Consider the following 17,354-nt stretch of genomic DNA (forward strand, 5'->3'; position numbering starts at 1 on the left):
TGGTGGTGGACTATGGAGGTGGGTTTTGAATTATCTTCCAGCTTTAAAATTATCTGTCATAATCGTCAGGTTCATAAGGTAAAAAGCCAATGCTGTTATAAAAAATCATAAGGGCAGTATTGCAATAAGAACATTCAAAGTTGTAACCGTGATACACATCTTCTAAATAATTTTCTGCATCACAGTTGGGACAATAATCGTTTAAACCTTCAAAAATGTTGACAGCTTCATCGTACTGAATATACCATGGCGATTCAATCCATTTTCTTCCACTAGATTCATAGACTGGTTTATTTTTACCTCTTCTTTTTTCATCAAATTTTGGGACTAACCCTGAGTTTATGATTGTGTCTTTATGTTTTTTTATATAAGACTCATATTCCATTTTACAATAAGGACATTGAAATATTTCATTTAGCCTTGTTATTACTGTTCCAGTTTTCTTAATAGCTTGAGATTAGTTCAATGTACTGTAATTATTAAAGTATTTGTAGTTGGTCTAATGCGTATAGAATCGGGTGTCTCATCTATACAAGGACATTCTTTGATACTATTATTTCTCAATGATTCATATTCAAGCCCCATTATACTATTTATTGATTGGTAAACTTATTTTTAATTTCATAGTGAATTAATGAAGGCTAACGCTGCGCTATGTGCAGTCACGTTTTGGATTTTAAATTTATGCAATTTATTGGAATAAATTTAAAATACAGATTAAACGTGATCAGAATGCATTTAGCGACCAGATATGTACAGTTTTCCTCGATGGCACCCAAAGGTGATTGCCAGTTATATGCCTAATGCAATCTGGCATAGCGCAGCGATGATGTACATATCCCAAAGGGCGGGAATCGAACGTAGTGAGATGTAGCAATTTGGGTTCACCTTTTGGTGAATTGTACATCATCGTTTAGTATAAAAGCAGTAGCGGATTTAATCGCACTTACTTTTCAGAGATCTAGATACTGAATTAATCACAGAAACGGTTCAGGTAAACACCCAAACCGCTATTGCTTTTATACATTGTTGTAGCTAGTTCTTCATTAATACTTCCTCTCCGTTTGATGTCTTTTATTCAGTAAATTACTGGTAATTAAATAGAATATTAGGATAACTATTAATTTATACACCGCAACTCGTAGCACAGCTGCTTTTTACTTTGGAAATAACTTCATTACCAATTCCTGAACTACAAACACCCGTTTCCGGTAAATTTAATTCTACCCGTTTTGCACTTTCAAAATCACCGTTCATAAAAGCCACGATAGATCTAACTTGCTCATAGCCTGTTGTCATTAAAAAGGTTGGAGCACGTCCATAACTTTTCATGCCAACGATATAGAAATTTTTTTCCTTTTGCCTTAATTCTGCTTCGCCATGTGGTCTTACAGTACCACAGCTATGAATATTTGGATCGATTAAATTAGCCAGCTTAGGAACGCTTTCAAGAGCTGAATCTGAGTCAAATCGAATTTCTCTTAAGAAATTAAAATCGGGACGAGAGCCCGTATTACTAATTATTTCATCTATACCCTCCAAAACAAAAGCGTCTTTGTGTTTTAAGCCTTTAATTACTAATTGGTCCTTATTTTTTTCAATTTCATGAATATACACAGGCGTATGAATCTCAACAGCTCCTGAATTCACTAATTTTTCAATTTGAATACCTAAAGCACCTCTTGCCTTAAATTTATCAGCCTCTTGACCACCATACACCTCACTCACTTGCTTTTTTCGCAATACCCAATGAATTTTTGTCTTTGGATATTTATGGATAAGATCATTTAACGCTAAAATGGTTCCAATAGCCGAATGGCCTCCACCAACGACTAATGTCGTTTTATTGGCATATTTATCTGCATCTGCTTCATTGATATTGGGCATGCCATAATATATTTTGGCTCTACTATCCACTTCACCAAGTGCAAATATTCCACCAGATCCTACAGGATTTGGACTTTGCCATGTACCTGAAGCATCAATTACTGCTTTAGCTTCATACAGCTTAAATTTTCCATTTTCAATAACTTGAATAGAAAAAGGAAGCTCTTCTCTCTTGGCATCTTTCATTTTATCTAAACCGCTTCTTCCAATGGCGATTACCTTCGAATTCAAATTAATATGCTCTTTAATGCCTGGTAAATTTGCAAGTGGCTTTAAGTAATCTTCAATAAATTCCTTTCCATAAGGAACATCTGCTTTGTTTGGAATTGGCAATTGCGCTTCGCGTAATAAGGTTTCTGCTGCCTTGTCAATATTATATTCCCAAGGAGAAAACAACCTTACGTGTCCCCATTTTAAAATATTGGCACCAATTTGATTACCTAGTTCAAAAAGAATAAATGGTTGATTGCTTTTTTTAAGATGTGCTGCTGCAGACAACCCTACTGGGCCTCCTCCAATTATTGCTACTGGTAAATCGTTATTGTTCATTATTTCTTAGTTTTAGATTTAATATCATAACCAAGACTAATTAGGGTACAAAAAGACGCAAAATTTATTGATTAAATATTTTATAACTAAAAAAGCTTCCTAATAAGGAAGCTTTTTGAAGTATTATTAAAGAAATAATAGGTCTCAACAAAATCTACGATTCGAGCTAAAATTGCCTTTAGATGATTGTATACATAATGATCGGGTTGCTGAATACAATCTATAGTTTCTGTTGTTATTCCATGTAGTTCTTCTTGAATATTTTATTGATTCCATTTTGTGAGATTTTTAAATTAATAATCACAACCAAGACTAATTAGGGTACAAAAAGACGCAAAATTTATTAATTAATTTTTTTTAAGGGTATACAATCTGCTTTAATTTCAATAGAAATAGGCTTTCCTTTGGCATTTATTTCCAAATTGCTACATTCAATGATTTTCTCTTTCAATAATTTTCTTGCACGTTGAATTCTACTTTTAGTGGCCGTTAAACTCAAATTCATTTTTTTGGAAACGTCGATTTGGTTAATTCCTTCAATATCTGATAATAAAAGAGGGAGCGCATATTTATCAGGTAATAATTTTATAAGTGGCTCCACGAATTTTTCAGCCTCTTCATAAGTATTATTTTCAATCGATTCGAATTTTTCAGTGACTTCATTTGTGAATTTATTTTCTGATTTTAAATAATCAATCACAGTATTGTGGGCAATTTGATACATCCATGATTTAATATTTTTTATTTCATTCCCCGAGCAACAGGAATTGTAAATTTTCATTAAGACCTCATGAGATAATTCATCGGCTAGATCTTCATTTTTAATCCTTTTTAAAATATAATATTTTAATCCACTTTTATATTCAATCCAAAGGGAAGAGACTTCTTTATATTTTTTGATATTCATCATTATATTAATTAGCTACAACGCTGCGCTATGTGCAGTCACGTTTTGGATTTTAAATTTATGCAATTTATTGGAATAAATTTAAAATACAGATTAAACGTGATCAGATTGCATTTAGCGACTAGATATGTACAGTTTTCCTCGATGGCACCCAAAGGTGATTGCTAGTTATATGCCTAATGCAATCTGGCATAGCGCAGCGATGATGTACATATCCCAAATTGCGGGAATCGAACGTAGTGAGATGTAGCAATTTGGGTTCACCTTTTGGTGAATTGTACATCATCGTGTTCGTGTATGGTTAGTTGCGTTGGCTGGAACTGAGTTAGCAAAAGAAAATGAGCCAGAGGAAAACCCGTAGGATTTTCCGAGTATACACAGAACCAGCAATTAATTAAACACGTTGTTAGCCTTTCGTTATTTTTTTCAATTCTTGTTCTAAAGTCATACTAATTTCATTATTCTTTTTTATGAGGTCTTCTAAATTAAAAATAGCCCATGAAGTTCTAATTCTTAATTCAACTAATAATTGAGCGAACTCCACATTCTCATATTGGGATTTTAGTCTATCATATCGAATAAAGTTATTCTGAACAAGCGGTGAAAAATTATATTTTTCAGATTCAAACACTGCTTTACTATCATATATACCATGGCGAATAAAAAATGGAATCATTGTTTCATTTTTATAGTCATTAAAAGACTGATTTGCTTGCGAAACTGAAACTTCTATATTGGCTTTCTCAATTAGCAGTTCTGTGATATTATTACTACTAATTTCAGAGATGGCTATTTTATGTTTATTGGTAACTATCAAATCGAATATGATATGCCATCTTAAATTGTTGTATCTAAGACTAGTTGAATCATGTCTTGCCTTCCCTATTGTTTCATTGTAAATATGGTAATATGAATCTGAATGTTCTTTATAATAAACCAAAGTATTATTCAATAATTTTTCTTCATTATCCAAATCGATTAGTATGTTTTGGTAAAGCACATCTTCTTTAATTTTGGCTTTTCTTAATTCATTCCTATTATTTATGGAGAGCGCAATTAATATACCAATAACTACTAGTATAATTTCACCTATTGCATATTTAAAATACTTTCCAGTCTTATTTTTCTCTATGAGGTTGTAGCGAATTTTTCTAAAGAATTTTATCATTGTTTATTGGTTGGTCATAATGAAGGCTAACGTGTTTGTGTATGATTTCGTTGCGTCGGGACTAAAGTTAGCAAAAAGGGATGAACCTGAGGAATATTCGGAGAATATTCCGATTAGAACATACCATACTCTAGCAATGAATTATACACGTTGTTGGCGGTAGTTTTTTTATTTAAAGTTTGGAATTATAGTTTTTTTTAATATATTTGTACCATTAGAACTAAAATAGTACACATTAGATTTATGAATGTTCGAACGAGAATATTAAAAACAGCAAAGAAAAAGTTTTTAAAAAATGGCTTCTATAAAGTTTCGATGGATAGCCTTGTTAAAGAACTAAGGACGAGTAAAAGTAGTCTCTATAATCATTTTTCTTCTAAAGATGAACTTGTAAAAGCTGTTATTGATCAATTAAATATTGATATTAATTCTGCTTTAGATGAAATAGTAAATAATGATAAATTAAGTTTTAAAGGAAAGTTAATTGAAGTTTCTGAATTTACTAAAAATTTTCTTAGTAATGTAAGTGAAGAGTTTTTGAAGGATTTAGAGATTAACACTCCAGACATTTGGGACTATTATCAACAAACAAGAATTGAAAGAATCAACAACTATTATAGAAAACTATTTGTAAATGGTATTGATGAAGGCATTATAAGAGATGACATTAATATTAATGTCGTTCTTACGGTATATATGAATTTGATGGAATTGCCTTTAAAAACGCAATATCAAGAATTTTTAGATCTCCACAATCAAAACATTTATGAGTTAACCACCGATATATTTTTAAATGGAATTATAAAGGAATAAAATTTTTTAGTCATATAGGTACTAAAAAAACCATAATAGTACATAAATATTAACATTATGAAAATACTTAAAATACAAACAGGAAAAGTTAGAATTAAAGAAAACCAAATAAGTAAATCCAAAGGATATGTACCTCAAATGCTTAAAGTTTTATCTGGTAAAAAATGGGCTGATTGGGCACCAATATATGCTTGGGTAATTGATCATAAAGAAGGTATAATTGTTGTAGATACAGGAGAAACTTATAAAACAAGTATTAAAGGATATCTTCCAAAATGGCATCCATATTATGCTTTAGCTGTAGAGTTTGATGTTAAACCTGAAGATGAAATTGGCCCGCAGCTATTAAAAATGGGAATCAATCCTGAAAAAGATGTTAAAAAAGTAATAATGACACATCTACATACGGATCATGCAGGAGGCTTACATCATTTTCCAAATTCAGAAATAATCATTGATAAGAATGAGTTTAAAGACGCCTCAGGATTAAAAGGAATGTTAGCTGGTTATTTACCTCATAGGTGGCCAAAGTGGCTTAAGCCCACATTAATAGATTTACCAAACGACCGTTATTTTACATTCAGTAAGAGTATGCCGGTAACTAAAGACGGCAAAGTAATAATTGTTGCAACTCCAGGTCATGTAGCAAACCATATATCGGTTATTGCAGAAGTTGATGGGCTATATTATTTTTTAGCAGGAGATACTTCATATACACAAGAAAATTTGCTAAATGAAATTCCAGATGGCATCGGAACCATAGAAAGTGTAAACACACTTAAAAACATAGTCAACTTTTCAAAGATTAAACCTACAATTTACTTACCAGCACACGACCCTCAAGTTCCAAATAGAATTAAAAATAAAGAGCTGGTTTTTAGTTAAAACGAATCGATAAAAAAGCTTAGGATTTTAATATATCAGAATCAGAATCACGAAAAATGAAAAACAGGGTAATTTTAACTTTATTGGCTTTAGTACTAGTAGGTTGTGTTTCTCAAAAGAAATCAAATTCTCCGACTACGAACACTTCTATTAAGGCCTCAATAGACCTGACAAAAGTTGTTGATGATAAATTGCCAATAATTATAAATCCCGGCATAATAACAACCAAAGTTGCAACCTATAGATTGCCACGAATAGTTCAAGGAACATATGCTATTAGCGATTTCGGTAGATTTATAGAAGATTTTAAAGCTCTTGATTATTATGGAAAAGAATTGACAGTCACAAAGTCTGGTATAAATACATGGGTAATTACTGATGCAAAAAAATTAGACAAGATTGTATATTTAGTAAATGACACCTTCGATATTGAAAAGTCAAGTGTTTCTTTAATTCCACTTTCTCCTTCTGGTACTAACATTGAACCTAAAAATTATGTTCTGAATCTTCATGGTCTTATAGGATATTTTGATTCTTTAAAAGAAGCTCGATATGAATTGAGTATAACTTCTCCAATCAATTTTAAACGTACTTCCACGTTGAGAAGTGTTAACGAAAAGTTTTCTGATGATGGGGAAGAAGTGACTTCAAAATATATTGCTTCACGCTATTTTGATATTACAGATAACCCTATGATGTATGGTGATTTAGATATAGAAAATTTTAAAGTTGGTAAGATGAATTTTGAATTAAGTGTTTACTCGTCGAACAAATTACATACTGCTAAAAAAATTAAAAATAGTCTACTTCAAATGCTTGAGGCTCAAGTTGCCTATATAGGAGATATTAATAGTACTCAAAACTATACTATTATGGTTTACTTCTCTGATGGCAAAGACAAATCTCCACATGGTTATGGAGGTTTAGAACATAATACCTCTACAGTAATTGTAATGCCTGATTATTGGGAAGAAAAAAAGCTATATAATATCATGTTTGATATGATGGCTCATGAGTTCTTTCATATTGTAACACCTATGACCATCCATTCTGAAGACATTCATGACTTTGATTACAATAACCCAACATTTTCAAAACATTTATGGCTTTATGAAGGGGTTACTGAATATTTTTCAAAACTATTTAAAGTTGACCAAAAGCTAATAACGAAAGATGAATTTTACATCTCATTACTAGATAAAATCAAAGGTGCTAAAAATTATGATGACGATATAAGTTTCACTTTTATGAGTGAAAACATTTTAGACGAAAAATATAAAGTTAACTATCCGAACGTATACAGTAAGGGAGCATTAATGGCTATGTGTATGGATATCTTAATGCGTGAAGAAAGCAATGGAGAAAGAAGTTTATTATCGTTAATTAAAGAATTGTCTAAAAAATATGGAAAAAACACTCCATTTAAAGATGACAATCTTATTAATGATATTACAGAGATGACATATCCTTCTATTGGAAAGTTTTTGCAGCTACATGTAGTTGGGAATACTCCAATAAATTATCAAGAATATTTTGATAAAGTTGGATTAATTTTTAATGAGAATAGTTTAAAACAGATTAAAAATCCAATACCACTACAACAGTTTTTACAAAATATGTGGTTGAACAAAAAGGAATGTAACATTACTAGGATTGAGAATGTTAATGTAATTCCTATGAATGAAGAAATTATTCTAAAAAACCAAGATGTGGTAATTGTAAACGACAAAATTGTTAGCATCCATTCCAATGGTGCCAAGAAAATTGATTTACAAGTTGATTTCCGTATCGATGGTACTGATAAATACCTAATTCCAGGGCTATCCGAAATGCATTATCATTGGAGAAATAATGATAGAAATATAGAAACTGACTTCAAACTATTAATTGCAAATGGTATTACTACTGCGAGAAATATGGCAGAATATGATGGGCAAGATCATGTTATGGTAAGAAATAAGATTAATAAAGGTCAATTGTTGGGCCCAAATTATTATACCACTGGTCCTTATTTACAAGCAGATATGTTACAGTCCGTTGAAGATGCCATTAAAGTAGTTAAACAGCATAAAGACAAAGGGTACGATTTTTTGAAAATTGGAGATGGTGATGAAATTTCTAAAGAGGTTTATTTAAAAGTACTGGAAGAGGCCTTAAAATATAAGTTGGATATTATCGGGCATGCACAACACAATTTACCTTTGGAATATTCTCTAAGGATGAAATCAATCGAGCATGTCGAAGAATTCATATATATATTTAATACGCCCGATGATTATAAATATTTAAATAACGATCCGGCTTTTCTAAATAAAAAGGCGCAACAAATTAAAGACAGTGGTATTTATGTAGCCCCCACTTTAGTAATATTTGAAATGATTACACAATACCTTGATGAAGATAAGTTCTCAAAATTAAAGGCTAATATCCAAGCTAAATATTTACCAACAAAAGATTCCACCTATTGGTTATCAGACGAAAATCACTATAGAGCAGATTTCGCAGGAGGCAAGGACAATATTGGATTAGGAATGAACTCATTAGATTTTTTTAACAGTTATTACGAATGGATGAAAAAATTCACAAAAATATTATCTGACCACGACGTACCATTACTTTCAGGCAGTGATACTTTTGGAATGGTAATACCTGGGTTTTCACTACATAAAGAGTTCGCGTTTTTACAAGAAGTAGGATTAACACCTTATGAGATATTAAAAACAAGCACAATTGCACCTGCTAGATATTTAAATGTAATGGCTACAGAAGGGACAATATCTGACGGCAAAAATGCTAACCTAGTTTTATTGAATAAAAATCCTCTTGAAGATATTAAAAACACAAAAACGATTGAAGGCGTAATGCTTAAGGGTAAATGGTTCAATAGAAAAAGTTTAGACAAGTTGCTATTAGAAGTAGAACACTCAGATTGATAGTAGCTAGTCACATCAATTACAATTAGAATAATTATTAACTATAAAAACAATTATTATGGAACGAATTTCATATCGAGATATTCCAAAAGGAATGTTCGAAAATTTAATGACAACTGAAGACTACATTAATAGCTCTTCATTAGAAACACATTTGCTCGAATTAATAAGATTAAGAGTAGCGCAAAAAAATGGCTGTGCCTATTGTGTAGATATGCATCACAAGGAGCTTAAACATCTTGGAGAAACTGATTTAAGACTGTCATCCTTATGTGTCTGGAAAGAGACACCATATTTTACCGAAAAAGAAATGGCAGTGCTCAGTTTAACAGATGTGCTTACTAAATTAAGTAGAGACCCTTTACCAGAAATAGTTTTTGATGAATTGATTCCTCATTTTAACAAAGAGGAAATCTGTTATCTAACCTTAGCTATATCTCAAATCAATACATGGACTAGATTAATGAAAACATTCAAATTTACACCTGGAAATTATCAGGCCAAAGAATTGGCATAGTCAGAAAATGTAGATTAGTAATAGCGGTCTGAAATTAATTAAACCGCTATTACTTTTTGAAAACTATTTCTTAATTGAAGTCATAAATTACTGCCAACGGTCTTGTGTATGGTTAGTTGCGTGGTTAAGCAACTAATTTAGCAAATAAATCACAGATAGAATATTCCGAAGGAATGTTCGTAAGTCGGCAGTGAACTAGCAATTAATTATACACTTTGTTGGCAACAGTTTTTTATTCCTTTTTAAACGAAATATTATTTGGTTTTCTTAATGCAATGAATATTACAAAAAGCAGCAGAAACGAAATTCCAATAATTTTCCATAACCAATTCAGCTTCTTACCATCATCCACTCTTATCCAAGTCTCTTCATTGAATAAGGAAGGTTCTTCCAATAGATTAAAAAGTTCTTCGTCTGAAGGACTAGCTAAATAGGTCTTGTCTCTGATCATATTGATTGTTGTAAGTCTATTATAATAGTCCAGATTTTCAACAAATGAGGTGTCCGCAATTTGACTGTTCCATATAAATAAACCATCATTTTTCATTTCAAACCATACTGCAAACCATTTTTCTTTCTGGTCAATAATATTTAGAAAGTACTTGTTATTGTAAGTTTTTAATAAAACCCTCTTTTCAAGTTTTTTGTCAAAGTCATCAATGAAGTATCCTTTTTCTAGGTTTATTTCATATGTCGGTTCTTTTTCAGTATAATAGAAATCTTCTTCCAACCTCAATAATATTTTTTGAGTGGTGTCATTTTCCTTAATTATTAATGTGCTTTCTTGAAATTCTACATGAGTAGAATCATTTTTTATACTTTCTACAAGAGCATAGATTGAATCCTTATGTACCCAATCGGTACTATAAATAATACAGTGCTTATCATTTATTCTTTCAATATCATAATAGGTCTGTTCTCCTTTTTTTAGATATTGGCCATTGAGGAAATCAGGCAACACTTGTACAATTTCCCCTTTGTTCGGAATCGGGCTTTCAAATAAAAGTACTGTGCATCCAAAGAAGAGTGTTAATAGCAATGATAAAAAGAAGAGCCTTAGTGTTTCCATTTGGTTTCAATAAAAAGGTTTATACCTGTGAATACAAATCCTAAAATGGTGAAAAATACGATTTGTATTGATATGCAACGATATTTGGTGGTTGATCAACAACGGGTATAGCAGTAAATCTTGGATAATTTGGAATCAATTTTTCTGCTTTAGCAATAAATTCATCGGCTTGTTTATTTTTCCCAAGTCTACCTTCAGCCACTCCAAGCCAACCATAACACCAGGCTTCTATTAACTTAGGTTTTTTAACCTCTGCATTTAAATAGATATGAATATTCTCTTTAAATTTCTTCAATTCTTTGTCGTGCTTATCTCCACCTCTCTTGGCTTTGTATAAATGTGCACGAGCAATATCAAGATGCAAGATAATTTGCTCAGGATTTCTTTTAATTACCTTATTAAAACATTCTTTAGCTTTAGCCCTATCATCAGTCATTAAATAGGCTTTACCCAATTTTATAAGAGCTTCGTTGTTATCGCCATTGGTATTGATATAAGTTTTCCAATGGTTAACAATGTCAAAATTTGATTCTTTGGATTTTAAGATGAGCAGACCTTGAGCCACATAAAGCGAATCCACGCTCATTAGAGTTTTAAGGTATGTCTGTGCTATATCTATATTACCACCCATGTCCTCTGGTAATGAACCATAGATATCTATTAGAAACAATAAGGTTTCTTTGCAATCTGGTTTTATGACTAAAATACTCTTGAGTGTTTTTTTACATTCATCCAGGTTTTTAGCTATCAATTCTTTATTATTTGATTTCATGGCTTTATAAGCCTCTAACATCTCTAAATTGGCTTGATAGAATTTGTACATTAAATTTTCTGGGTCATAGTCTAGTGCCTTCTTGATGTGGTCGATTTTCTTATTATTTTCCAATGATCTAGCCATTTCGTAATGAGCCAAAGCATTTGTTGAATCAATTGATATAACTTTAGACAAAACATTTATTGCCTCTTCGGTATGGCCATCCATTCTAAGCTCGTAGGCTTTGATTATATCATTAGTATTGTTTTGGCAGTACACTAAAAATAAGGACTGCATAACCAATACAATCATGAGGTATGTTCTAATCGTTTTCATGACTTTTATTTTGATGTTAGTTAAGAAACTAACTTAAGTTTAAGTTATATAAGTTAATTCTTTGAGTAACGGTATGAAATGACATTAGTCAGTATTCGATATTTTATTCTGGATGTATTGCTGAAATTGAGATGCCGGTAGGAATTATAGTATTTGTTTTATCTAATACTAATTCTCAAATTGTTGCCAACGTTTAGTATAAGAAACGTAGGGCAGTTAATAAGCACTTTCGTTTCGGTTTATTACTTAGCTAAATATAAATATTTTGCTTTTATCTTTTCTTCTATAAACGCCATATTTTATATTTAGCGGACTTTGTTAACACTCACAGACCTTTCTATTTAGCACAAATGCCCTATGTTTTTTATACATTGTTAGCAAACGTTTTAATCCGCAAACTGTACTCTAACTAGAGGACTACTTATGAGACTATAAAAAACTTTAACGTTCATATGAAAACTTGACGAAATCGATTGTGTAAAGTTTTTTAGTTCATTTAATTTATCCGAATCATAATAAATTCCATTCATAATAACACCATCGATTGTTTTGGAATTGGCAATATTTTCTAAAGGATTTTTATTTAAAATAATTAAATCTGCAATTTTACCATTTTCGATTGTTCCATAATCTTTCTCTTTTCCAATAAACTTTGATGGAACAATAGTAGCACTTTGCAAAGCTTCAAGGTTCGACAAACCGCTTTTTGTTAAATCTTCTAATTCATCATGTATACTAAATCCAGCAAAAGTATAGGAATCTGTCACATCTGTTCCCGTCATAATCGGGACACCGATATCATTGGCCATTTTAATTTGTTTTTTTACCGCATTGTAAAAATCCGTGCTCAATCCATTTCCTTCTTCAGATAAATTCTTTTTCTTATTATTTCTTACATCAATTCCCCACCATATGTCTTTTCGTGCAGAGGTGACATATTTTAAGTTAGGATTGTCTATAAATGCGAATTTATGAGCATATGCCTCGAATTTGAGGGTTTGAAGTGTTGGTGTCCAATACGCGTTATTTTCTTTCATTAACGTCATTAATTTAATCGCAGTTTTTGGATTAAAATCTTCAACTATTGATTTTTTTGATTTCGAAAAGAATGCTTTCCAGTTTTTGGGATTTCGTAAACTATCTGCTTTAGGAAAAGACTCAAACATAAAAATACGTCCGTGTTCAAAACTTCTTTGCCCGAATACAACCGCTTCTTCAAGACTTATAAACATTGGTTTGTGGCCTGCAAGATGTAATCCATATTTTGGTGCAGCTAAAGCCAATTTTTTATATATATCGGGTTGTATTTGTTGATATACTTTAATAAAATTCACTTTTTCATTTTTATAAAAACTTAAAAGAGAATCAACATGTTCTTCTTTCTCAAGCTTAAAAAATTCGGGAAAGTTATCGGGAACAGAAGAAGCTCCGTCAATTTGGTAACTACTTTGTAAAACATATCTTGGAGTTATTCGATTATTATTGCTTAATTCTGTATTCCACTCTAAGCGTTCTTTACTGCCAACCCAATAACTATCTCTTTTATTAAGTTGGCCTGACATATCTCGAATACCTGTAACCCCATTTGCAATATAAAGAGGATGATGAAGCCATTCTGAATGTTGATTTGAATGCGTGTGCATATCCCACAGACCTGGTATTATATATTTACCAGAGCCATTAATAATCAAAGAAGTTGAATTTGCTTTTAGTATACCAGAGGTGTCGATTGCGCTAATAATATTATTTTTTATAAGAATATCTCGATTTTCTAAAATGTCTCCCGATTTCACGTCAATTATCTTCACAGATTGTATTAAGACTGTATCAAACTTTTTAGATAGGTTTAATTTGGGCATTGGCCATAGAACAGCAGATATTATAACTAATAATAATAGAAGAAAGATTACTGAAAATATTTTAAGAAATTTAAATATCTTTTTTTTCATATTTAATTTAGTAGGTTAAAGAAGAACGACGCTTCAAGCTATAAAATGTTACTTGCTTGGCTCAAATGTTGGGTAACGGTCTCGACTATGATTTCGCTTCGCACAGGCGTAGCGAAATCATAGCCATTGCCAGAAGTTTTTATCAATTTAATTCTTCTGTCTTATTGTCCTAACCTAGTCATTCATTGTCACAAAGATTAATAATAAAGTCAGGACTCCAACAACTGTAGTAAATATTCCAATTTTCCTCGACTTTGTCCATCCTGATAATGAAATCATTATAGTCAAAGAAAAAAGACCAATCATAAAAGTCGACTGTCCAATTAGTCTAGGAATAAAAAAATCGCTTGCAACTACTTCCTTTAAAATTCCTCCAGGTGTAGTTGCAATTGAAATTTGTATCATTGCGAATACTGTCACAAGAAAACAACCTGCTGATAGGGTTGCAGATATTAAAATCATATTCGTTAGTTTATCTTTTTTATCAGAAACTAATAAATTAGCTACTATTGCAATAGAAAATCCACTCAGTAAAGAGCTTATTAGAATAGTTTGGTTCGCCAATGTATTCCAATATTCTAATGTTATTTCCATATTTTATTCAAGATTTTTCTAATGTTTGCTAACGGTTTTGTGTATGGTTAGTTGCGTGTTTAAGCAACTAATTTAGTAAACAAAAACGAACGCGAGAAAATTCCGAAGGAATTTTCCAAATAAGCAACGACCAAAGCAATTAATTATACACGGTGTTGGCAAATCGTATTTTTTGAATTCTAAATTGTTTTTATCACTCCGATTTTTTTTCGTTATTTGAAATGTCTTCAATAATAACAGTAGGATATGCTTTTTCGGCAATTTCTTTAATTTCTAACCAAAGTTTTTCTTTTTCAGGACCTCCAGGTAAAGACTGATATTTTTTGGATATTTTATCCATGTATTCTTGTAAACTAATTGGATATATCATTTTTTTCATTTTTCTTGATTATATATGTTGTTGGCAAACGTAATTTATTCTAATTCCTCAAAATCTAGTTTAACTGCTAGGTGATGCGGTTTTACTACAAATCTTTTGGCATGTTTATATTTCGAATCTAGAATCTCTATCAGATTATTATAAAATTGCGGATCCTCATCTCTCATTCTGTGACCTATGTAGATTTCCTCTATAGTATTTTCTTCGAACTTTAATTCTCTGTTAAAATTATTTGTTGTCCAAGAGATTGCTCTAAATTCTTGTTCGTATTGCCAGTCATAATATTTCCAACAGTAATTGTATAGAATGCCAAGTATTATCTCATATAGATGTTTACCATCTTTATCTAATTCCGAAAGTTTTCTCAATTCTGAGATGGCATTATCAAATTTTTCATTTGTCGGTTTATAGTCTTTCAGATAAGCTACATGGGATTTAATTTGAACATCGCCATTTTTTAAAAGAGATTCATTATTATATTTTATGCAATATCCTTTATAATTATTAGTATAATGTCCCCACATTAGTGGGTTATTATTAACAACACTAAAACTACATACTCCTAAAAGTTCTCGATGATTAATAATACCCTCTCCACCTTTTAAAATGTATTTTTCTCGATTAGTTAAGCAATCAAAAGGGTCATTAAAATTTCTTGGATTAGAGAAATAAAGATAATTATTTGAAAGTGCTTCTAAATTATACTTTGAATTACTGTAAAACTTATATAAAATATTTGGTTTAATTAATTCAACATTGTTTCGTATTGTCCGATTTATATAGGCTCCTACGTTTTCCAGACTAAGACTATGTCTAAATTCATACTCCTCTAAAAACCACTTTACCAAAATTGTTTTTACTTGTTCGATTTTAAATTAATTTTAGGTTGTTTTTATGTTTGCCAACGTGTTCGTATAAAAATCAGTAAGGGATGGATATCCTTGGGATTTCAATCCGAAACTGAAAGATAATAAGTTTGAGATTATTTTCGGCAATAAATAAAGCCATTATTGTTTTTATACGTTGTTGTGCGTTGGTTTTTATGTTAGTTTACTATTCAGTTTTTCTTTAACTCTTTCCGACATTGTCATATTGCAATCAATTAACGAAATTCGAATAAAGATAGCGTTAAATTAACTCTTCCACTAAAACCATAATTAGGAATTAAAGTAATTAAATTCCTCTATAGTAATCCAATATTTTCACTCTTAACAAATACTCATATTTAGTTTTATTGAGATTCAATCTAGAAGAATCCATATTATTCTTGCTGGTAATATAATCCACAATATTTGAAACGCCATTATTAAATCTAACCTCATTAACACGGAATGATTCTTCATAGGCTTTTACCTGATTTATTAAAATATGATACCTATTGTAAGCAGATTCCATGTTATTATATGCTTCTTCAATAGATTGTTTGAAATTGAATTTGGTTTGTTCCAGTTCAACTTCTGTTTCCTTAACCTGAATTTTCTGGAGTGCCACAGTATTTTTGGCACGAAATCCATTAAATAACGGAATCCGAACAGATATACCGGCAACCGAATTAAGATTGTTTTCAAACTGTTTGTTGTAATCGATTTTTGTGCTTTCAAATTGTGGCTCGTTTCTTAAAACCCTATACTCCTGATTATCAATACTAACAAAATCTCCAGTTTGTACGATGGAACTTCCCGTTTCATTAAAGACATTGGCCAAACTGGAATAGTTTGTATTTAATTGCCCAAATAGTGAAACTTCTGGATAGTAATTCGATTTAGCCACTTTAACACCGGATAATGCAGCATCAGTTTTAAATTGTTTTGATTTAAAGGTTGCCAGATTTTGTAGAGCCTCGTTGTAAACTTCAAGAGGTGAAAACTGATATTTTTCTACTCCGATTAAACCAACAATATTCTCAAAACCATTTCCTGGATCTATATTTAAGTTCAACAGTTTTGTGAGGCTTAATATCGCAGATTTCAAACTAATCTCAGCATCAATAATACTGGATTGATCTGAAGCAAATTGACCTTGCATATCTGTATAATCAACAGGATTTCCTGCCTCCTCTTGGTAATTAATTTTGAGTCTGTTCAATTGAATCTCTGTGGTTTGAAGATTTGATTTGGCCAATTCTATCAAATCTCTATTATTCAATATCTGGATATATCGAAGCGTAACTTCCAAGATCAAATTCTGCCGGGTCTCTTCTGTTTCCATTTCCGAAGCCTGCATTTTAAACCTATTTTGTTTAACTTCATTCTTTAATCTAAAACCACTGAATACATTTAAATCAAGAAATAAACCTGCGTTAGAAAATGTAAGTTCTTGGTTGATATAGTTATTGGTAAATGGATCTATACTGCGACCACTATTAGTTCCCAAATTGTAATCCATATTTAAGGTCGGAAGTATATTAGTCTTCGATTGTTTGTAATTTATTCCAGAAGATTCTACTTTTAGCCGATTAACTTTTAAGTCCAGATTATTCTTAATAGCCATCTCTATACAATCGTTCAATGTTAATATTGTTTTCTGCTCATTTTGAGAAATTCCAGTAAAAATACCTAACCAAAGGAAAATTATAAGTGTTACCTTTTTATTCATAATCTTTGTTTTAATTTCA

15 protein-coding genes are annotated in these 17,354 nt (G+C 31.1%); 4 read left to right on the plus strand and 11 right to left on the minus strand.

The window, feature by feature from the left end:
- Positions 1-49: 49 nt before the first annotated feature.
- From AC2D6V_RS04380 to AC2D6V_RS04395, 4 genes are all read right to left on the minus strand, one after another.
- Positions 50-385, minus strand: a complete 336-nt coding sequence (locus tag AC2D6V_RS04380; RefSeq protein WP_484646832.1) for a hypothetical protein — start codon at positions 383-385, stop codon at positions 50-52.
- A 740-nt stretch (positions 386-1,125) separates the two neighbouring features.
- Complete coding sequence (locus AC2D6V_RS04385) at positions 1,126-2,436, minus strand: NAD(P)-binding domain-containing protein (RefSeq protein ID WP_484646833.1); 1,311 nt, start codon at positions 2,434-2,436, stop codon at positions 1,126-1,128.
- 343 nt (positions 2,437-2,779) lie between these two features.
- Entirely contained in the window at positions 2,780-3,346 is a 567-nt protein-coding gene (locus tag AC2D6V_RS04390) for a sigma-70 family RNA polymerase sigma factor (protein WP_484646834.1), read from the minus strand.
- Between the two features lie 403 nt (positions 3,347-3,749).
- A complete protein-coding gene (locus AC2D6V_RS04395) occupies positions 3,750-4,511 on the minus strand; it encodes a DUF6090 family protein (RefSeq protein ID WP_484646835.1) in 762 nt (253 codons plus the stop codon).
- 243 nt (positions 4,512-4,754) lie between these two features.
- On the opposite strand from AC2D6V_RS04395, the gene AC2D6V_RS04400 reads away from it, so the two are divergent.
- The 4 genes from AC2D6V_RS04400 to AC2D6V_RS04415 are packed head-to-tail and all read left to right on the plus strand — an operon-like array spanning position 4,755 to position 9,659.
- Positions 4,755-5,324 carry a TetR/AcrR family transcriptional regulator gene (locus AC2D6V_RS04400; RefSeq protein ID WP_484646836.1) on the plus strand — a complete coding sequence of 190 codons (570 nt, stop codon included), beginning with the start codon at positions 4,755-4,757 and terminating at the stop codon, positions 5,322-5,324.
- 57 nt (positions 5,325-5,381) lie between these two features.
- Positions 5,382-6,209: an N-acyl homoserine lactonase family protein gene (locus tag AC2D6V_RS04405; protein WP_484646837.1), complete on the plus strand. Its 828-nt coding sequence runs from the start codon at positions 5,382-5,384 to the stop codon at positions 6,207-6,209.
- A 56-nt stretch (positions 6,210-6,265) separates the two neighbouring features.
- Positions 6,266-9,142: a M61 family metallopeptidase gene (locus AC2D6V_RS04410; protein ID WP_484646838.1), complete on the plus strand. Its 2,877-nt coding sequence runs from the start codon at positions 6,266-6,268 to the stop codon at positions 9,140-9,142.
- 58 nt (positions 9,143-9,200) lie between these two features.
- Positions 9,201-9,659, plus strand: a complete 459-nt coding sequence (locus AC2D6V_RS04415; protein ID WP_484646839.1) for a carboxymuconolactone decarboxylase family protein — start codon at positions 9,201-9,203, stop codon at positions 9,657-9,659.
- A gap of 232 nt (positions 9,660-9,891) precedes the next feature.
- On the opposite strand, the gene AC2D6V_RS04420 is transcribed toward AC2D6V_RS04415, so the two are convergent.
- The 7 genes from AC2D6V_RS04420 to AC2D6V_RS04450 form a co-directional block, all read right to left on the minus strand.
- Complete coding sequence (locus AC2D6V_RS04420; protein WP_484646840.1) at positions 9,892-10,728, minus strand: hypothetical protein; 837 nt, start codon at positions 10,726-10,728, stop codon at positions 9,892-9,894.
- A gap of 40 nt (positions 10,729-10,768) precedes the next feature.
- The gene (locus AC2D6V_RS04425) at positions 10,769-11,818 is read right to left on the minus strand and encodes a tetratricopeptide repeat protein (protein ID WP_484646841.1); all 1,050 of its coding nucleotides are present in this window, start codon (positions 11,816-11,818) and stop codon (positions 10,769-10,771) included.
- 386 nt (positions 11,819-12,204) lie between these two features.
- A complete protein-coding gene (locus AC2D6V_RS04430) occupies positions 12,205-13,767 on the minus strand; it encodes an amidohydrolase family protein (protein ID WP_484646842.1) in 1,563 nt (520 codons plus the stop codon).
- A 174-nt stretch (positions 13,768-13,941) separates the two neighbouring features.
- The gene (locus AC2D6V_RS04435; protein WP_484646843.1) at positions 13,942-14,361 is read right to left on the minus strand and encodes a hypothetical protein; all 420 of its coding nucleotides are present in this window, start codon (positions 14,359-14,361) and stop codon (positions 13,942-13,944) included.
- 193 nt (positions 14,362-14,554) lie between these two features.
- Positions 14,555-14,740, minus strand: a complete 186-nt coding sequence (locus AC2D6V_RS04440; protein WP_484646844.1) for a hypothetical protein — start codon at positions 14,738-14,740, stop codon at positions 14,555-14,557.
- A gap of 35 nt (positions 14,741-14,775) precedes the next feature.
- The gene (locus tag AC2D6V_RS04445) at positions 14,776-15,588 is read right to left on the minus strand and encodes a DUF2971 domain-containing protein (RefSeq protein ID WP_484646845.1); all 813 of its coding nucleotides are present in this window, start codon (positions 15,586-15,588) and stop codon (positions 14,776-14,778) included.
- 325 nt (positions 15,589-15,913) lie between these two features.
- Entirely contained in the window at positions 15,914-17,335 is a 1,422-nt protein-coding gene (locus tag AC2D6V_RS04450) for a TolC family protein (RefSeq protein WP_484646846.1), read from the minus strand.
- Between the last annotated feature and the right edge of the window lie 19 nt (positions 17,336-17,354).

Source organism: Algibacter sp. YIN40, assembly GCF_057219435.1.